Source organism: Actinomycetospora termitidis (assembly GCF_030286555.1).
In the GTDB taxonomy this organism is placed as follows: domain Bacteria; phylum Actinomycetota; class Actinomycetes; order Mycobacteriales; family Pseudonocardiaceae; genus Actinomycetospora; species Actinomycetospora termitidis.
Genome location: NZ_JASVWF010000007.1, coordinates 310,209 through 329,185 on the forward strand (window position 1 = coordinate 310,209; position 18,977 = coordinate 329,185).

The following is an 18,977-nucleotide window of genomic DNA, read 5'->3' on the forward strand; positions in this document are numbered from 1 at the left end:
GCGTCAGCCGACCGCGTTCGACGCCACGGTGATGCCGGTGGAGCCGGTGACCTCGACGGCGTCCTGCGCCGCGAGTCCGCTCACACGGTTCCCGGTGACCGAGCCGCCGGTGACGCCCTCGAAGCTCACCGCGCGCACGGCGTCGGAGCAGCGGAACTCGTTGCCGGTGACGGTGACCGCGGTCGGGGGCACCACCGGGCGTCCGCCCGCGGAGAGCCCGCGACCGCCGGCGAGGGCGTGCACGACGGCGATCTCCTCGGTGTTCGAGGTCGCGTCGAAGACGTTGCCGCGCACGACGACGCGCGTGACGCCCTGGATGAGCTGCACGTACGCGAACTCGGTCAGTCCGCACGCGGTCATGGTGTTGCCCTCGATCGTCACGTCGGACGACCAGTCCTCGACGTGCAGCGCCTCCATCCGGTAGTTCGTCATGCGGTTGCCGCGCACCTCGACGCGCGCGCAGTAGGCGATGCCGACCGCGAAGCCCGGGGAGTCGTTGTCGCGGAAGGTGCATCCGGTGACCCGCACGTCGCGGAACGAGCCGGACGGGCTGTTGAACTCGAGGTCGGTGTTCGCGTTGCGGGCGAACGTGCACCCGGAGACGTCGATCCCGACGGTCACCGCCCGGGACTCGTTCGCCTGGTACAGCCCGTAGGTCAGCCGGTGGAACACCGAGTCGCGCAGCGTCAGCCGGGTGGAGGTGTCCCCGGCGACGCCGAGCTGGATGCCGTGGCAGAACGCGTCGTAGGTGTCGGTGGCCCCGGAGAACACGAGCCGCGACAGCGTCAGCCGGTCGACCTGGCCGACCCGCAGCAGCACGGTCTCCACGTCCCCGGCCCGGGCGAGCTCGAGCCCGTCTACGGCGGCGTCGGCCCCGTCCACCTCGATCGCGGCGATCCCGCGCGGGGTGATCCGCAGGACGGAGCGGCCCGGTTCGCCCGCCAGCAGGACCCCGGCCGGCAGCAGCAGCGGACGGTCGGGGACGAGGTGGTACGTCCCGGCCGGGACGAACACCGTGTCGCCCGCGCGCGCCGCGGCGAGGGCCCGGGCGAAGGCCGCCGCGTCGTCGGTGACCCCGTCCCCCCGCGCGCCGGCGACCCGGACGTCGTGGACCGTGCCCCGACGCAGCGGCGCGCCGGAGGGCCGTGGGAGGTCGTCGTCCGCGGCCGGTGGTCCCGGCGCCGCGCCACAGGCCGCCATCCCGGCCGCGGTCGTGCCCAGCGCGGCCGCGGCGAGCAGCACCCGCCGTCGGGACGGGATCAGCGGCCCCGGGCCAGCACGACCTCGCCGACCGTGCGGAGCAGGACCTTCACGTCGAGCCACAGCGACCAGTTCTCGATGTAGTAGTTGTCGAAACGGGCGCGGTCGGAGATCGGCGTGTCCCCGCGCAGACCGGACACCTGGGCCAGGCCGGTGAGCCCGGTCGGGACCCGGTGCCGCTGACCGTAGCGCGGGTGCTCGGCGGAGAAGCGCTCCACGAAGTGCGGTCGCTCCGGGCGTGGCCCGACGATCGTCATCTCGCCGCGCAGGATGTTCCACAACTGGGGCAGCTCGTCCAGGGACGTCGCCCGCAGGATCCGCCCGACCGGCCCGACGCGCGGGTCCCGCGCGACCGTCCACTGCGTCGCGGACTCGGTCTCGGACGCGGGCCGCATGGAGCGGAACTTGAGGCACTCGAAGCGCCGCCCGTCGCGGCCGATGCGCTCCTGGCGGAAGAGGATCCCGGGCCCTCCCTCCCAGCGCACCGCCGCGGCGCAGACCGCGAGCACGGGGGAGAGCAGGACCATCGCGATCGCGCTCGCGACGATGTCGAACAGCCGCTTGAGCGCCCGGGCCGGCCCGTCCAGTGCGGGGGTCCGGATGCGCATCACGGGCAGCGAGCCGATGTGGTCGGTGTGGCCGTTCTGGGTCGCGAAGGCGTGCAGGCGCGGGACCACCAGCAGGTCGCAGTGCGCCGCGGCGGGCGTGCGGACGCGATCCAGCAGCTCGCTCTCGTCCAGCCCGCCGTCGCCCACGATCAGGACGTCGACGCGGTGGTCGGCGATCAGGTCGTCGAGGACGTTCAGGCCGCCCAGCCACGGGATCCGCGCCGAGGCCGGACCGGGGGCGACGTCGATGTAGCCGGCCACCGCCAGGCCGTAGCGCGGGTAGCGGTCCAGCAGCGTCGCCACGTCGTCGGAGAGGTCGCCGCCGCCGAGCAGCACGGTGCGGTGGGCGACGACGCGCCGCCGGCGGGCGGTCAGGACGAGCGCCGTCGTCAGGATCCGGCCCAGGACGACGAGGCCGACGGAGGCGAGCGAGGCGATGACGAACTCCGTCACGCCGACGTCGTCGTGGCGGACCGCGAAGACGGCCGCGACGAGTGCGATCGCGACGAGGAGACGGCCGAGCAGCCCGGGGAGCTCGTCCAGCACGGACAGGTGCAGACGTGCCCGGTAGCGCCCGCCGCCGCAGACCAGGGCGACCGTGATCACCGCGAGGGCGGCGAAGGCCTTCCAGGAGTCCGGGGTCCACAGGGCGGGGGCGGCGGCCGCCAGGGCGTCGACGGGCAGGACCAGCATCCACGCCTGGATCGATCCCGAACGGCGCAGCCCGAACAGGGGTCGCGCCGGCCGCGGGTCGAGCGGCGCGCCCGGGGTCGTGTGGTCGGTGGTGGGCCGCGGCAGCGGCAGGGCCGACGCCACGGACGGAGAAGGGGACGGGTCCGCCGTCCGGGTCGCGAGCTCGGATGCCGACGTCACCGACATCAGACGGATCACCTCTCCACGAACGCACCGACCCCGGACCATCGCCGGGAGGATCGTGGTGGACCGGATCGTCCCCGGACCCTGGCAAGAGTTCCCAGGGTGTGGTCGGTCTGCGTCACTCCATCGTGAGGACAAATGTCTCGGACTAGCCCGGTAGAGTGAATGTAAGCTACCCTGCGGAGATGGCTGGATCTCTATTCTCCGGCTAGGGTCGACTTGTCGGTGCGCCGATCGTGGCAACGACAGCGGAGCGTGACCGGGGAGGCGGGCTTGGCGGGGACGCGGGTGGTCGAACCGGAGCACCGCACGATCCGGCCGGTCCCGGTCGGTCACGGCGACGAGATCGCCCGTCTGCACGACGAGGTGGACCGGGTCCGTCGGGGTCGGTCCGCCCGGGTGCTGCTGACCGGTGAGTCCGGGATCGGCACCACCACCCTGGCGGACGTCTTCTGCGCCCAGCTCGCCGGGACGGGCGACGACGCGGTGGTGGTGGAGATGGTGGCCGCCGAGCCGGTCCCCGCCCGGTCGGCCACCCCGGTCGCCTTCTCCGCGGTGGACCAGCTCGCCCGGGCCCTGGACGCGCACAGCGCCGGCCCCCGCACGACGGCGAGCCGCTCCGCGATGGCCCTGCACGACGCCGTCGTGGCGATGCGCCGCCCACTCGCGGGGGACCGGCCCCGCCCGGTCGTGCTCGCCCTGCACGACCTCCAGCACGTCGACCCCGCCTCGGCGGAGGTGCTCACCGACCTCCTGCGTCGGCTGCACTCCGGCGGCATCCTGGTGCTCGCGACCGCGACGGATCCCGCGCACCTCCCTGCGGGCACCCGCGCCTGGTGGCCGCGGCTGTTCTCCCCGGACGCGGTCAGCGGGGAGATCCCCGGTCGCCGCCCGACCGAGGTCCGCACGGTCACGATCGGCGGCCTGGACCCGCGGGCGATCGGAGCGCTCGTGGCCACGCGCCGGCCCGCCGCGCCGGTCCCGGGGCCGGACGTCGCGGAGCACCTGGCGGCCGCGACCGGCGGCCATCCCGTGCACCTCGAACTCCTCCTGCGCACCGTGCCGGACGAGGTCCTGGCGGGCACGGTGTCCCCGCCGCCGCGGCGCAGCCTCGCCGCCGAGGTGGCCACGGCGCTGGAGGCGTTGCCGTCGGCGTCCCGACGCCTGCTCGGCGCGCTCGCGGTGCTGGGGACCCCGGCGTCGGTCGCACTGCTCGAGCAGGTGGCCGGCACCGCGCCCGGCTCGACCCCGACTGACGCCGTGGACGCCGCCGTCGCGTCGGGTCTCGTCGTCGGCGCCACGGACGGCCCCGCCGTGGTCCTGCGGTTCGTGCACGGTCTCGTCCGCGACGCGGTGTACCACCGCCTGCCGCCGGGTCGGGTCGCGGAGCTGCACTGCACCGCCGGGCTCGTGGTCGGTGGTCGGACGGCGCTCGCGCACGCCGTGGCCGGGGCGGCCGGCCATCCCTATCCCGCGATGGCCGACGCGCTCGAGGAGTCGGCCCGGGCCGAGGTCGCCGACCACGACGAGGCCGCGACGCGTCTGCTCTGGGCGGCGGAGCTCTCGGCCGTGGGAGCCGACCGGCAGGGCCGCCTGCTGGACGCCGCGGTCCGGCTCGTCCGGTCCGGGGCGGTCGCCCGGCTGCGCGAGCTGGAACCGGAGCTGCGACAGGCGCCGGCGGGTGCGGCTCGCGACCTCGTCCTGGGTGTCCTCGCCTCCGAGGCGTGCGACCCCGACGCCCACGTGCTGTTGCAGGCGGCATCGGACGGCGAGGGTGCGGACGAGGTCCTGGCGCTCGCCGCGGTCCGCCTCGGGCACGACCACGTCCAGCACGGACGCGGAGCGCGGGCGGTCGACGCGATCGCCCGGGTCCCGGCGTTGTCCGACGACCCGCGACTCCTGGAGCAGGCCGCCGTCGTCGAGGCGAGCGGCCGCGGCCAGCAGTGGGGTCCGGCCGCCGGGCTCGACGTGCTCCTCGACCGGCTCCCGGGGGCCTACGGACCCGATCCCGCGATCGTGGCCGGCCGGCTCTTCCTGGCCGACGGCCGGATCGTCGAGGCCTACGCCCGCCTGCACGACGGCCTCGACCGGATCCGGGGCGGGACGGCCACCACGATGGGTCGGCTGGTCCATCTCTACCTGGCCGAGGCCGCGTTCCGGCTCGGGCGGTGGGACGAGGCGGAGGCCGAGGCACGGGTCGGCGCGACGACGGAGGCCGAGCCCGGCGCCGCGTGGATCGGTCCGTCCGCCCGCGCGACGTGGGCCGTGATCGCGGCGGTGCGCGGCGCCGGGGCGGAGGCGAGGGCCCACCTCGAGCGGGCGCGGGCCGACCTCGGACGGTCCCCGCACGCGTTGGGGCTGTTCTCCGTGAGCGTCGGCGACGCGCTGGTCGCGCACGCCTCCGGGGACGTGGAGCGCGCCCACCGGCTGCTCAGCGGGCTGGCCGACGAGCCGATCCCGGCCCTGCTCGCCAGCCCCACCGCGCCGTGGCGGGCGCTGCAGGCGGAGGCCGCGCTCGACGTCGGGTGGGTCAGCATCGCCGACCCGATCGTGCACGGCTGGCCGGTCGCCGGGACGCCGCTGTGGTTCGTGCTGACCCGGCACCGGCTGCTCGGCCGGATGGCCGAGGCCCGCGGGGACGTCGAGGGCGCCCGCACCACCTACCGGGGCGCTCTCGACCTGGTCGCCGCGGACCCGGAGGGCGCCTCCACGTGCCCGCTGGAGGTGGGGTCCCTGCACGCGTCCGCCGGGTCGCTCGCCCGCCGGCAGGGGTGGGCCTCCGCGGCCGAGGACCTGACCGCGGCCCGACGGCTGTTCGCCGCGCTCGGGGCGCAGCGCTGGGTCGCGCAGGTGGACGCCGAGATCGACGCCGGCGTCCCCGGGATGTACGGGGTCGTGCCGGACGGAGCGGGGGCGCCTCCCGCCAGGACGCCCGGCGACGACCTGGCCGGCGCATTCCTCGCCGAGGGGGAGGACCCGGAGGAGGGCCGCGCAGCGGAGCTGGCGCACGGCGAACCGGCCACGACCGGTCCGATGCGCCCGCAGAACACCCCGGTCCCGATGCGCCGGAGCCCGGACACCCTCCCGGCCGCGTCGATGGAGGCGGCATCGTCCTCGTCGGCCGACCTGCAGGCGCTGACCCCCCGGGAACGCGAGGTGGTCAAGCTCGTCGCGCAGGGCCTCACCAGTCGTGAGGTGGCGGCCGCCCTCTACGTCACGCCGAAGGCGATCAGCTATCACCTCGGCAACGTCTTCGCCAAGCTCGGCGTGACCTCGCGACGGCAGTTGTGGGGTCGGACGTTCGACTGACGCACCCCCACATAGGTGTAGCCCGGACGGGGTAGAGGAGCGACATGGCCGGATCTTCCCGACGACGGGTGTGGTGGGTGCTGGGTGCCGCGGCGGCCGCCGTGGTGGTCGCGGTGGGTGCGGTGACCGTGATCGGGGTCCGTGAGGCCACGGCCGACCCGGGCACCGGGATGCTGCGGCTGGCGCACCTCTCGCCGAACACCCCGGCGGTCGACATGTACGCGCAGGGCGCGAACCTGCCGCTGACCAAGGTGGCCGGTGACGTCGCCTACCGGGCCGTCAGCCCGTACCTGACCGAGCCCGCCGGGACCTACCGCATCCAGGGCCGCCCGGCAGGCGCGCCCGCGACCGACCCGCCGCTGTTCGACGTCGGGGTCGACGTCCCGGCCGGGTCCGCGCAGACCGCGACCTTCGTCGACATCGGCCCGAACGGCGCCACCCAGGCCCAGGTGCTCGACGACGAGACCGCCCCGGCCCCGAACGGCTCCGGCGGCCTGCGGATCGTCCAGGCGGCGGCCGAGGTGGGCCCGGTCGACGTCCTCGCGGCCGACCCGAGCGGCGACTCGCCCGAGATCCCGCTCGCCCGCACCCTCTTCTACGGCTCGGCGACCCCCTACGCGACCGTGGCGGCGAAGCCGTGGGAGCTGCGCGTGACCAGCCGCAGCGGGAAGTCCGCCACGATCGACGTGCCGGTGACGAGCACGTCCGTCGCCACCCTGGTGGTGACCCGGGGCGCCGACGGCGGCCTCGCCACCCAGCTGGTCGCCGATGCCGCGTCGGCCGCCGCCGCGCCCGCTCCGGCCCCGGGCGCCCCCGCGCCGACCCCGAGCGAGGCGCCGCGCACCGCGGAGTCCTCGGTGCCGCCGGTCGCGCCCGGCTCCCCGGCCCCGCCGCAGCCCTCGAGCGCCGAGACCACGTCCGCCGCGCCGCCCGCCCCCAAGGCCCCCAGCCCGCCGTCGGGCGGGATCGGCGCGGGCCTCGGCGGGCTCAGCCACACGGGGCTGGCCGCCGGCGGGATCTGGGACACCGTCTCCGGCTGGTTCGGTGGCGGGGACGACTCCGTGCTCGAGGGGGTCGCGCCGGCGGTGAAGATGCCGCTGGCGATCGCGACCGCCCCGCCGCCCGGCGGCCCGCACCCGACGTCGTTGTCCATCCCGGCGATCGACCTGGACGTCGACGACCCGGTGGACCTCCGGGTGGACTACCGCGGCGCGCTGCAGGTGCCCACGGACTTCTCGAAGGTCGGCTGGTTCAGCTCGTCCGCGGTGCCGGGCGACCCGGGCTCGTCGGTGATGGTCGGGCACATCGACACCCGTCGCGGGCCCGCGGTGTTCGGTGCCCTCGACGACCTGAAGCCGGGCGACCTCATCGAGGTCGGGCGCTCCGACGGCGGGACGGCGCGCTTCGGCGTGGACTCGGTGGAGACGTTCGCCAAGGACGGGGTGCCCACCGAGCGGGTCTACGGGCCGACGACGACGCCGACCCTGCGGCTGATGACCTGCGGCGGCCCGTTCGACGAGGGGTCGCTGAACTACCGCGACAACGTGGTGGTGTTCGCGACGCCGCGCTGACGCCCGCCGGGCCGTCGTCCGAGGGCCGCCGTCGCGAGGCGGTGGCGCCGGGACGACGGGTCGGTGGAGGCGGCCGCGATGATCTGCGAGCGCAGCCAGGTCAGCGGCTCGCGGGCCATCCCGGCCACGATGTCGCGGCGACGCACGACGTCCGCGTGCTCGCGGCGCAGGGTGCGCAGGAAGCGGTGCTGCGTCCCCGTGTTCGCGCGGCGGTGCGCGGAGGTCATCGAACCGGACGCGAGCCGGAAGGACGCGAGGCTGGCGGGCATCCCGTAGAAGTCGCCCTGGGTCACGAGCCGGGCGGCCAGCCCGACGTCGAGCACGTAGGTGTCGGCCGGGAACCCGCCGCACGCCTCGTAGGCCGCCCGGCGGAAGAGCATGTTGCCGGGGGCGCCGATCGGGTTGCCGCGGTGGCGCACGATGCGCCGCAGCACGGTCGCGCCGTCGCGACGACCGATGAGGTCCGCCGCCCCCAGCGCGCGGCCGGACACGATCACACGGTCGTCGTCGTCGACGAGGTCGTGGCGGCAGGACACGAGGGAGAGCGACGGGTCGGTCTCCATGAGCGCGACCTGCTCGGCCAGCAGGGTCGGCCCCACGAGGTCGTCGGCCATCAGCACCTTCACCAGGGGGGCCCGCGCCAGCCGCACCGCCCGGTCGAAGTTCTCCGGCGCCGGGATGGTGGCGTCGTTGTGCACCAGGCGCACCCGCGGGTCGTCGAAGCCGCGGACCACGTCGACCGAGGAGTCCGTGCACGCGTTGTCCAGGACGACGAGCTCGAAGTCGGTGAAGGTCTGGTCCAGGACGCTCGCGACCGTCCGGCCGATGTAGCGCTCCTTCTGGTACAGCGGCACCACGACCGAGACCCGGGGAGTCGTGGGGACACCGACCGGGTCACGCTGAGTCATCGGTGCAGCAGCGACGGAGCGTTCGGGCGACACCGGACCATCCTCCGCGTCATCCGACGTCACCGTCAACGGACCAATCGGACACATGGCGCACGTGACACCTCCCCCGTGTGGCCCACGCCTGGGAACCCTGGGAACTGTGCCCAGGGCGCCGTACCGCTCCCGGCTCCGATCATCGAGGGCCGGACGATCGTCGGACGAGAGCGGGTGGACGATGGCGCTGGCCCCGGGCCGGCCGGGCGCTCCGGAGCGCCCCCAGCGACGGCGGGCGGCGGCGACGACCGGCCTCGACGTGCTCGTGATCGGCATGCACTACGCCCCCGAGCACACCGGGAACGCGCCCTACACCACCGGGATGGTCGCGGCGCTGCACGCGGCCGGGCACCGGGTCCGCGTCGTCACGGGCTACCCGCACTACCCCGCCTGGGAGATCACCGCCGGGTACGGCGGGCTGCGTCGCCACGAGGTGCTGGACGGCGTGCCCGTGACCCGTGTGCGGCACCCGGTCCCCGCCGTGCCCGACGCGCGCCGCCGCATCGTCATGGACGCCGCCTTCACCGCGCACGCCGCCGCGATCGGCGGACCACGCCCCGACGTCGTCATCGCGGTCAGCCCCGTCCTGCTCACCGTGGCCGCCGGCCTGCGCTGGCGGCGGGAGGGCCGGACCGCGCTCGGCGTCGTCACCCAGGACCTGTACTCCCGCGCGTTGACCGAGACCGGCATGACGTCGTCGCGGGTCGCCTCGCTCGGAGCCCGGCTCGAGGGCTCGCTGCTCGCGCGGGCCGACGGCGTCGCGGTGGTGCACCCGCAGTTCTCGTCCACCCTCGAGGGACTGGGCGTGGACGCCGGGCGCATCACGACGATCCCGAACTGGTCGCACATCGCCCCGCCCACCGGTGACCGCGCCGCCGTGCGCCGGGAGCTCGGCTGGCGCGACGACGAGGTCGTCGCGCTGCACGCGGGCAACATGGGCGTCAAGCAGGGCCTGGAGAACGTCGTCGAGGCCGCACGGCACGCCGACGCCGTCGGCTCCCCGGTGCGCTTCGTCCTGCTCGGTGACGGCAACCAGCGGGCCCGCCTGGAAGCGCTCGGCGCCGGGATCGAGCGGCTGACCTTCGTCGACCCGCTGCCGGGCGACCGCTTCCCCGACGCCCTCGCCGCCGCCGACGTGCTCGTGGTCAACGAGGCGGAGACGGTCGCCGAGATGAGCGCCCCGTCCAAGCTGACCTCGTACTTCGCGGCGGGCCGGCCCGTGGTGGCCGCGTCCTGGGCGCGCTCGGCGGCGTCCGCGGAGCTCGCGCGGGCCGACGCGGGCGTCCGGGTGGACCCGGGGGAGCCGGAGGCCCTGCTGGCGGCGATCCGGACGACGGCCGAGGACTCTGCGGCCGGGGAGCGTGGCCGGCGCTACGCCGAGGACGCGCTCGGCGCCGGCCGGGCGCACGCGGCCTACGTGGCGTGGGTCGAGGAGCTGGCGTCGCTACGGCGTGCAGCGCGGTAGACCGCGTCCGCCGCGATCGCCGCGCACCACGTAGACCTCGGAGAGGTAGCCGGTGCGCCCGTCGGGGAACGACGCGCGGTACCAGAGGTCGGACTGCACGCGGTCGGGGTTGCGGGCCTGGTCGGGGTCGGCGAGGTCGACGTTCCACATCATCTGGCCGGTCGTCCAGCAGTTCGCGACGACGGCGGCGCCCGAGACCATCTCGGTCCCCGGCACCTTGCACGAGCGGCTCGGCGAGGCGCAGTAGGACAGCGCCTCGGTCGACAGGTAGGCGGGCGTGCGGTCCTCGACGAGCCGGTCGGCGCCCAGGGCCACCTTGTTCTGCACCTCGATCGCCTCGACCGTCTGCGGCTCGACCGGGGGAGCGGGCACGGTGAGCCGGCCCAGGACGAAGCCCAGGGCGATCGCGACGACGGCGGTGGTGGCGGCGACCGCCGCCACGACGCGGCGGCGGCTCCGGGGTGCCGGTGCCGGCACTGACGCAGTGCTGCCACCTGACGTCAGGACGGCGCCACTCGCACGTGCGGCCTGGTCGTCCCCGGGTGCCGGCGATGGCACATCACTGACGTCGGACGACGGTTCCTCGGCGGCCGGCGTCGCGCCCCCGGACCGCAGTGCATCCCACCGGGCCCGCCAGGGCGCCGGGTCGGCGTCGCACGCGCGGACGTAGTCCTCGACGGTCTCCCAGCGGGGCAGGTGCCGCCCGGCCGAGGCGTCGGCCAGCGCGGTCTTCGAGCGCCCGGTGCGCCGCGCCATCGTCGTGAACTTCGGGCTGCCGGCGGCCTCGCGCAGGGCGCGCAGGTCGCGGGCGAACTCCACGAGCGGACCACCGGCGGGGTCGAGCTCACGCTGGGGTCGCGGCACGGTCGGGCTCCGGGGGACGGGGAACGTGGTCTCTTCAACCATCGAGATCCACGGGCCTGACCGTTACCCGTCCGGGTGACCACCCCCGCCCCCGGCCACGTGCTCCGGGATGCCCCTCGAGACCCCGGAACCCGGGCCCCGACACGGGCGCGGGGATGGTCACGGAGAAGAGGGATACGGGGCGGATGATCTCGGGGGAAGAGAACCGGACAACCGCCCGTTCCGCCGTCCTATCCGGGTCCGGCCGCCGGACAACTCCGCGTATCCCCTACAGATTCGGCGCGTTGCCCGTGAACGTCGTCCACGCGGGCTTCGGCTGGTCGGTGAGCGTGCGCAGCCCGAAGTGCTGCTCGCGGCTCGACGTCGGGAGCCCGTCGCGGAGGTTGTAGACGAGGAACGTCCGGACGTACGGCCACTGCGCGACGAGCCGGAAGGCGTCGGCGAGGATCGCGGCCTGCTGCTCGTTCGTGACGACGCCGGGGGCGGGCAGGGTCGGCGACCCGAACTCCGTGATCCAGATGCCCTTGGCGGAGTCGCCGCGTCCGACCATGTAGTTGCGCAACGTCGGGACCGCGGCGAACCCGGTCGACCCGGTCTTCGAGGGCATCGTCGGGAACGAGTAGGGGTGGAACGAGATCCCGTCGAAGGCGGACTGTGCGCCGCCCTGGTAGAGCGCGTAGATCCACGCGGCGGTCGCGTAGTGGCCCGGGGCGCCGTCGTCGCCGTCGGAGGAGATCCCTCCGGTGAGGACGGTCGCGCCGGGGTCGGCGGCCCTGAGGGACGCGGACACCGGCTTGAGGAGCTTGATGTACGCGTACGGGTCGGGGGACGGGTTCCACGCGCTCGCGAGGTTCGGCTCGTTCCACACCTCCCACACGTCGAGGTACGGCCCGTAGCGCTTCGCCACGACGGAGGCGAACGCGGCCATGTCGGCCGGGTTGCTCGGTGGGCGGCGGTTCGAGGTGCCCGACGGGCGGGCCCACGCCGGGGTGTAGCCGACCAGCCCGATCACCTGCAGGCCCCCGGTGACGGCGGCCCGCACCGCCTGGTCGGTCCGGGTCCACGAGTAGGAGCCGCGCGAGGTCTCGATCGCGGACCAGTCGATGTCCAGGCGGATCCAGCGGGCGCCGGCGGCCTTCATCGTCTGCACGTCGGAGGCCTGCGTCGCCGCGTCGGCGAACAGGAACGACCCGCCGGGGGAGAAGCCGGCGCGCCCCGCGGGGGCGGCGGTCGCGGGCGTCGGGGCCGGGGTGCCGTGCACGAGCGAGGCCAGCACGATCGCGACGACGGCGGCGATCAGCAGGGGGAGGCGACGCACGGTGCGCTCGTCCTTTCGGTGGAGTGCCGGGGCGTCCCAACGTACGAGCGCGGCGGAACGAACCGGCGTCAATCCACCCCATCAGGTGCGAGGGCGCCGAACGAGGTAACGGTCCCGCCTCCGGCGGGTCACATCCCCTGCTCGCGGGCCCGGTCAGGGTCCCGACGGCGGGGCGAGCGGGGCGTCGGGGCCGACGATGCGCTCCACGTGGTCGGCGGTCCACGGGGCGTCGAGCAGCATCCGTGGCGTGACCAGCGAGTACGGCAGCCGCTCCGCGGCCGGGTCGTCGGGGCGGTCGACCGGGGTCCGCCGTCCCTGCGCGAGCGCGGGCCCGCCGTCGTGCAGGAACGGGCTGAGCAGGATGTCGACGGCGGCCTGGTCGAGGAACGTCGGCATGGCCTTCTCGACGGCGGCGAGCATCCGGTCGTAGGGCGCCTGCAGGTCGTCGTCGGTGAGCCAGCCGAGGGTCCGGACCAGCAGGGAGTCCAGGAACCCCTCCTGGGCCGGCGGGCCCGGCGCCGGCCGCTGCGGGTCGACCGGCTCGAGCGCGGACACGGCGAACGGGCGGTCGTAGAGGCGGGCGACGAGCTCGGCGCAGTAGAACTGGCGCCGGTCCGGGACGCCCTCCCACGCCCGGGCGGCCTCGAAGGCGAGCCGGCGGACCTCGAGCGCGCTCTCCGGTGCGAGGTCGCGGGCGAACGTCGCGAGGGCGATCGCGACGATCACGATCTTCGGGACGGAGAACGTCCCGTCGTCGTCCGGGCTGCGCAACGACGCCAGCCGCTCGAGGGCCGGGTCGCGCGGGACCTCCGGGCGCACCGCGAGCCGGTAGACCGACTGGCCGAGCTCCCAGAAGTGCGACACGTGGTCGCCCCGGATCCCGCCGAGGTCGAACGGGCGGGTGCGGCAGAACGACATGTGGGCGGAGGCCATCTGCCCGTCGCCGTCCCCCGTCGCGATCCCGGAGTGCGAGAACCCGGATCCGTCCAGCCGGGTGATCATGTCCCCGAGTGGTTCGCCGGGGATCGGGGTCACGAGGAGTATGTCGCCGGCAGACACCTGGTCTAGGTCGATGACCACGTCGGACGTATGGTCGGCATAAGAGGTCACGGGCGGTGACTCCTGGGGGAGTGGTGACAGAGGTTCGTCTGCTCGGTGCGGTCGAGGTGGTGGGGACGCCGCCGGTGCGCAGCACGATCCTGCGGTCGTTGCTGGCCCACCTGGCGCTGGATCCCGGCCGCGCGGTGCCGACGGCGACCCTGATCGACGAGCTCTACGACACCGCGCTGCCGAAGCACCCGTCGAGCGCGCTCCACGTCCAGGTGACGCGGCTGCGCAAGTGGGTGGCCCCCGCCGTCGTGGAGAGCACCGGTGGCGGATACGTCCTGCAGCTCCCGCGGTCGGCGGTCGACCTGAGCCGCTTCCTGGACGCCGCGGGCCGCGACCCGGCCGAGGCTCTGGCGGAGTACCGCGGCGAGGCGTTCCCCGGGTGCCGGCCCGGGCCCCGGCTGGCGGCCGAGGGCCAACGGGTACGGCGTCGGCACCGGGAGGTCGTCGAGGAACACGCCCGGTGCCTGCTCGCCGACGGCCGGTCGCGCGAGGTCGTGGCCCTGACGGCGGGGGTACTCGACGACGACCCCGACCACGAGGGCATCGCGTCCGTCGCCGCCCTCGCGCTGCACGCCGAGGGACGCACCGGGGAGGCGCTGAAGCTCCTCGCCACCACGCGCGCCGTCCTGCGGACCGAGCACGGCGTGGACCCGGGCGAGGCCCTGCGCTCGGCCGAGCGGGCCGTCCTGGACTCCGAGCAGCGGCGTCGCCGGGACGTCGTCGGCCGCGGCGCACCGCTCGCGACGATCCGGGAGGCGCTCGACGACACCCGCTCCGGGCGGATCGTCGTGGTCGCGGGCGAGGCCGGGATCGGGAAGTCGACCCTCCTGCGGGCCGCCCTCGAGGAGGCCGCCCGTCGCGGGGGCACCGTCGGGCGCGGGCTCTGGGAGCACGACCAGGCGCCGTTCGCCGCGTGGGTGCAGGCGCTGCACGCGGTGGGCGTGGCGCCGCCGTCGCTGCGCGACCCCACCCCCGGGCGCACGCTGCGCCGCCGGCTCGCGGCGATCTCGGCTGAGGGCCTGGTCCTCGTGATCCTCGACGACGCCCACCGCGCCGACCCGGCGTCGTTGCACGTCCTGCGCGGTCTCGGGCAGGCGGGGCTGCCCAGTGGGGTGGTCGTGCTCGTCGCGGCGCGCGAGCCGGACACCACCGCGCACCCGGCCTGGAGCGACGCGGCGGCCGACCTCAGCCTGCTCGACGACGTCGTCCGCCTGCCCCTGACCGAGCTCGACGAGGCGGGCACCCGCGCGATGGTCGTCGACGCCATGGGCTGGGACCAGGCCTCCCAGCGGCTCGTCGCCGCGCTGTGGAGCCGCACCGGAGGCCACCCGCTGCACCTGTCCGCGCTGCTCGCGGAGCTGAAGGACCTTCCCGACGACGAGTCGCGCGAGGCGGCGACCCGGCGCGTCCCGGCGCGGTTGCGGCCGCTGCTCGACCACCAGCTCGGCGGGCTCCCCGAGCCGTGCCGCAGCGCGCTGGAGGCGATGGCGGTGCTCGGGCCGCTGCCGCTGGCCGAACTCGCGGGCGCCGTCGGCACCGACGAGCGCACCCTCGCGCGGGACGTCCGACCCGCCGTCGTGATGACCCTGGTCGAGCCGACCGCCGACGGCTTCGCGTTCCGCCACGACCTCACCGCGGCCGCGGTGCTCGACGTGGTGCCCGCCGTGGTGCGCGCCCAGCTGCACCGGGCGCGCCTGGCCGCCCTCGGGCACGACGCGGAGCCGTTCACGGTGCTGCGCCACGCCGTGGGGGCCGCGGCGCTCCTGCCGGCGGTCGAGGTCGCCGACGCGCACCTGCCCGCGGCCTTCGCCGCCTACCGTGACGGGGCGCTCGCGACGGCCCTGGAGCTGCTGGACGCCGCGGCGCCGACGACGTCGCGCCCGGTGCACGTCCGCCTGCTGCGGGGCCTCGTGCGCGAGGTGCAGGGGCGGGTGGACGAGGCGGCGGACCTGTTCGACGCCGTCGTCGCCGACCCCGACGCCGAGATCGAGGACTCCGTCTCCGCCGCCCTGGGCGACGACGCGCTGGGGCCCTCGGTCGCGGGCCGGCCGCGGCGCCTGGAGCGGCTCCGCCGGGTGCACGCGCTGCCGTTGACCGACCTGCAGCGGGCCCGGGTGCTGCGCGGTCTCGTCGTCGAGGAGCAGCAGATCGACGGCGACGGGACGGCGTCGCTGGTCGGGGAGCTGCTCGCGATGGGCGACGGCGGGGCCGAGCCGATGCTCGCCGCCGAGATCGCCGTGACGCGGGCCTACCTGCAGCTGGGGGTGTCGGTGCCCGCGAGGGACCGGGTCGCGACCGCCCGCCGCGCCGCGGCCCTCGCGCGGGCCGCCGACGCGGTGACGCTGCGCCTGGAGGCCGACGAGCTGCTCGTCGCGGCGCTCGTCGGGGCCGGGTCGTTGGACGAGGCGCTCGCCGTGGCGGCCGAGCTGGGGCCGGAGGCCGAGCGGCGGCACCGCCCGCGGACGATCTGGGCGACGCGCCTGGTGGAGGCGTCCGCGCTGCTCGCGGGCGGCAAGATCGAGGAGGCCGACCAGGCGGCGCAGGAGGCGTTCGGGCGCGCGCACGAGCTGGGCATCGCCGACGCGCTCGGCGCCTTCGGGGCGCACCTGGTGATCCGCCACCTGCTCACCGGCAGCCTCCCCGTCCTCGGGGGCCTGCCGGCGCGGACGGCCACCGACTACCCGCGCGAGCCGGCCTGGTCGGCGGTCGCGGCCGTGGACGCGGTGCAGGGGGACGACCTCGCCGCCGCCGCCGAGCAGCTCGCCGAGTTCCACCGACGCCGCCACGGGCGCGAGGGCGGGCTGTTCGACCGGGTCGGACTCTGCCTGGCCGCGTGCGCCGCCTTCGCGCTCGACGACCGGGCGACCGCCGACCTCGTCCTGACCGCCCTGCCCGACGATCCGGGCGCGACGGTCGTCGTCGGGATCGGCGCGGCGTTCCTGGGGCCGCTGGACCTCTACCGCGGGCTCGCGCTGGCCGCCCGTGGCGAGCAGGACGGGGCCCACCGACGCTTCCGTGCGGCCCAGGCGACCGCGACGGCGCTGGGTTGGTACCCGTGGGCGGACGCGGCGGAGGGCTTCGCGGAGGCCACGGGGGGCACGGCCCCGGGGCGGCCCTCCGACACCCCGGGACCGGTCCTGCCCCTGGGACTCCGGCGAGCGCTCTGAGAGCTCCCCGCCCCGACCGGTGTCCACCGGACGCATTGGATCGGGGTCGGCTTTCCGCAACCTTTCCGGAGTCCTCGGGCCGCCGTCGTGCTCGTCGGGAAAGTTTTCCCCCGATCGTGCATGGGTCCGAACGAGTTCGGGTACCACTCGATCCGCCTTCTCGTGGTGACGATTCGTCAGCGCGCGGACCACTCATTCTTTCGAGTGTCCGTGCTGGTCAGAGCTTTCTTCGTGCATTTCCATGATCGGGTCGTCACTCGTCCGTGATGCCTTCGTTATCTGTGGCAGCGACGGTCGGTGACCGCCGCTTCCCGGTTCGGGGGGCACCGGGTCCTCCTGCCGTGCCATGCACACGTCTCATCGAGGAGGACTCCCATGGGTGCACACAGCGCTCCCCGCCGTCGCGACGGTCGGCTGAATGGCCTGGCCGGACGCGGTGCCTTCACCGCCGTCGCGGCCCTGTCGCTGGTCGGCGGGGGCAGCACGATGGCGTTCGCGGGCGAGCTGCCGGCGACCGAGCACGTCACCGACTCGCACGAGTCCTCGAAGCACGACGAGGGCCACGAGCACGGCAAGGACTGCGGCTGCGGGCACGAGCACGGCGACAAGCACGACGGTCACAAGAAGGACGACCACAAGAAGGACGACTGGGGCCACGGGGGCAAGGACCACGGCAAGCCGGACCACCCGGGCGGCATGCTCCCCGGCCTCGGTGACGTGCTCCCGGGCATGGACGACATGGACTCCGAGGACATGGCGCCCGAGGACATGGAGCCGGTGACCGAGACCCCGGAGACCGAGACTCCGGAGACCGAGACTCCGAAGGCCGAGACCCCGGAGACCGAGACGCCCGAGGACGTGACGGTGACCCCGGTCGAGCCCGAGAAGGACAAGGGCGACAAGGACAAGGGCGGGAAGTCCGAGGACGGCAAGGACAAGTCCGAGGGCGGCAAGGACAAGGGCGACAAGGACAAGGGCGACAAGGACAAGGGCGACAAGGACAAGGGCGACAAGGACAAGGGCGACAAGGGCGGGAAGCCCGGCAAGGAGAAGGCCCCGGAGATGGTCGTCTTCTGATGGATGGGCGGGCCGGTCGAGGGGGACGGCCCGCCGGGCAGGGTCTGGACTTCTGTGGCGACACGCGCAACAGACCGTGCGACACGCCCCAGAAGTCCGGATCTTGCGCCAGGACCGCCGGTCGCGGCGCCGCACGATCGCCGAGTGCGACACACCACGCAGGTCCCGCGGCACCGGAACCTCCACCACGTCGACCTCGCGCGCGGACGACCGTCGACGGGCGCCGACCGCCCCAGCGTGAATGGCGCCCTGCACGCATCCTGTGCCAGTAGATCGCCATTCACCACGCGTGGAGCACCACCTCCGGACCGGCCACGAGCGCGAGTGCGACACCACGCAGGAACGACGCCTCGCGAACCTGCGCCCTGTCGCACTCACCGCCCGGAGCCGGCCGCACGATGTCGGTGCCGACACGCCCCGACGTCCGGAACCCGCGAGGGCCCCGTCGGCGAGCTGCGCCACGCAGGTCCCGCGGCCTGCGCAGCGGCCTGACGTCGCACTCACCGGCACGGACCGAGCAAGATCACCGGAACGACGAGGATCCGGGCGCCCAGGCCTCGGATCCTCCTCGTTCCGGTGATCATGGGCGCAGGGTGCCCCCAGAGGTCGCCGATGCGGACGCCCAGGCCCCTCACCCCACCCGCTGCCACGTCCCGGGCGTCGTCTCCGTCCAGACCGAGGCCGCCGTGTCGGTGACGGCGTCCGGCACCGGGGTCGACAGCAGCATCCCGCGTGCCTCCTCGTCGGGCGCCAGCATCGCCGGACCGGCCCCGGACGTCCGCGCCTCCAGCACGCACGAGCCCGGCGCCAGTCCCGGGTACGACGCCGGGCCCGCACCCAGCGGCGACACCGCCGGGCGGTTCTGGCAGAGCACGGCCGAGGGGCCCGTCGTCACCGACTCCGGGAGCGCCGCCAACCCGACCTGCACCCGGAGCGACCGCAGCGGGTTCGGGGCCGGCGCGCCCGAGGAGTTCCGCACGACCAGCGTCGCCAGCAGCAGGTGCGACCCCGCCGGCGCCCCGCGCGTGCTCGCCACGAACGGTCCGACGCCGACCTCGTAGCCGTACCCGCCCAGCTGTACCGGCGTCCCCGCGGCGACGTCGGCGGCCGGCACCGGCGGCGGCGCACCGACCGCGGCCGTGCCGGACCTGGCGTCGGAGTCGGTCAGGAACGTCAGCGCCAGCACGACCACCAGCACCGCCGCGAGCACGCCCAGCACCACGACCACGGACATCCGGCCGCGCCCGCCCCACGTCGTGGGCTCACCGGCCCAGGACCCGTCGTCGTCGGGCGCCGGCAGCTCGCCGAACGGAGATCGCGCCACGCCTCGCTCCTCCCCGCTCGGTCCCGGGGGGACAGCCTGCCCCACACCGGAACCCGCGGCAGCACTGTCGGACCCCCTCGCTACTGT

Annotated in this window: 12 protein-coding genes; 5 read left to right on the plus strand and 7 right to left on the minus strand. The window is 75.3% G+C overall.

Going from position 1 to position 18,977, the window contains the following annotated elements; genetic code table 11:
* Positions 1–3: 3 nt before the first annotated feature.
* Positions 4–1,242 carry a glycosyl hydrolase family 28-related protein gene (locus QRT03_RS26660; RefSeq protein ID WP_286056172.1) on the minus strand — a complete coding sequence of 413 codons (1,239 nt, stop codon included), beginning with the start codon at positions 1,240–1,242 and terminating at the stop codon, positions 4–6.
* Between the two features lie 17 nt (positions 1,243–1,259).
* Positions 1,260–2,747, minus strand: coding sequence for a sugar transferase (locus QRT03_RS26665; RefSeq protein WP_286056173.1), 1,488 nt, complete (start codon positions 2,745–2,747; stop codon positions 1,260–1,262).
* Positions 2,748–2,999: 252 nt separating this feature from the next.
* Between QRT03_RS26665 and QRT03_RS26670 the strand changes: the two genes are divergently transcribed.
* Positions 3,000–6,053, plus strand: a complete 3,054-nt coding sequence (locus QRT03_RS26670; RefSeq protein WP_286056174.1) for a helix-turn-helix transcriptional regulator — start codon at positions 3,000–3,002, stop codon at positions 6,051–6,053.
* 44 nt (positions 6,054–6,097) lie between these two features.
* A complete protein-coding gene (locus QRT03_RS26675) occupies positions 6,098–7,624 on the plus strand; it encodes a DUF4397 domain-containing protein (RefSeq protein ID WP_286056175.1) in 1,527 nt (508 codons plus the stop codon).
* On the opposite strand, the gene QRT03_RS26680 is transcribed toward QRT03_RS26675, so the two are convergent.
* Entirely contained in the window at positions 7,585–8,532 is a 948-nt protein-coding gene (locus QRT03_RS26680; RefSeq protein ID WP_286056176.1) for a glycosyltransferase family 2 protein, read from the minus strand. The genes QRT03_RS26675 and QRT03_RS26680 overlap by 40 nt on opposite strands.
* A gap of 214 nt (positions 8,533–8,746) precedes the next feature.
* On the opposite strand from QRT03_RS26680, the gene QRT03_RS26685 reads away from it, so the two are divergent.
* Complete coding sequence (locus QRT03_RS26685; RefSeq protein WP_286056177.1) at positions 8,747–10,030, plus strand: glycosyltransferase family 4 protein; 1,284 nt, start codon at positions 8,747–8,749, stop codon at positions 10,028–10,030.
* Here QRT03_RS26685 and QRT03_RS26690 read toward each other — a convergent pair.
* The 3 genes from QRT03_RS26690 to QRT03_RS26700 form a co-directional block, all read right to left on the minus strand.
* Positions 10,010–10,894 carry a helix-turn-helix domain-containing protein gene (locus QRT03_RS26690; protein ID WP_286056178.1) on the minus strand — a complete coding sequence of 295 codons (885 nt, stop codon included), beginning with the start codon at positions 10,892–10,894 and terminating at the stop codon, positions 10,010–10,012. The genes QRT03_RS26685 and QRT03_RS26690 overlap by 21 nt on opposite strands.
* Positions 10,895–11,162: 268 nt before the next feature.
* A complete protein-coding gene (locus tag QRT03_RS26695; protein WP_286056179.1) occupies positions 11,163–12,212 on the minus strand; it encodes a cellulase family glycosylhydrolase in 1,050 nt (349 codons plus the stop codon).
* A 153-nt stretch (positions 12,213–12,365) separates the two neighbouring features.
* Positions 12,366–13,247, minus strand: a complete 882-nt coding sequence (locus tag QRT03_RS26700; protein ID WP_286056180.1) for a hypothetical protein — start codon at positions 13,245–13,247, stop codon at positions 12,366–12,368.
* A 98-nt stretch (positions 13,248–13,345) separates the two neighbouring features.
* Here QRT03_RS26700 and QRT03_RS26705 point away from each other — a divergent pair, with 98 nt between their 5' ends.
* Both QRT03_RS26705 and QRT03_RS26710 read left to right on the plus strand, forming a co-directional pair.
* Positions 13,346–16,489, plus strand: coding sequence for an ATP-binding protein (locus QRT03_RS26705; RefSeq protein WP_286056181.1), 3,144 nt, complete (start codon positions 13,346–13,348; stop codon positions 16,487–16,489).
* Between the two features lie 375 nt (positions 16,490–16,864).
* Positions 16,865–17,566, plus strand: a complete 702-nt coding sequence (locus QRT03_RS26710) for a hypothetical protein (RefSeq protein WP_286056182.1) — start codon at positions 16,865–16,867, stop codon at positions 17,564–17,566.
* 631 nt (positions 17,567–18,197) lie between these two features.
* Here the strand turns inward: QRT03_RS26710 and QRT03_RS26715 are convergent.
* Complete coding sequence (locus QRT03_RS26715) at positions 18,198–18,890, minus strand: hypothetical protein (protein ID WP_286056183.1); 693 nt, start codon at positions 18,888–18,890, stop codon at positions 18,198–18,200.
* Between the last annotated feature and the right edge of the window lie 87 nt (positions 18,891–18,977).

What these genes read in the sequence shown, in the direction of transcription:
- QRT03_RS26710 (WP_286056182.1), top strand. Translation starts at nt 16,865, where the DNA reads ATGGGTGCACACAGCGCTCCCCGCCGTCGCGACGGTCGGCTGAATGGC.
- QRT03_RS26665 (WP_286056173.1), bottom strand. Translation starts at nt 2,747, where the DNA reads ATGTCGGTGACGTCGGCATCCGAGCTCGCGACCCGGACGGCGGACCCG.
- QRT03_RS26685 (WP_286056177.1), top strand. Translation starts at nt 8,747, where the DNA reads ATGGCGCTGGCCCCGGGCCGGCCGGGCGCTCCGGAGCGCCCCCAGCGA.
- QRT03_RS26680 (WP_286056176.1), bottom strand. Translation starts at nt 8,532, where the DNA reads ATGACTCAGCGTGACCCGGTCGGTGTCCCCACGACTCCCCGGGTCTCG.
- QRT03_RS26675 (WP_286056175.1), top strand. Translation starts at nt 6,098, where the DNA reads ATGGCCGGATCTTCCCGACGACGGGTGTGGTGGGTGCTGGGTGCCGCG.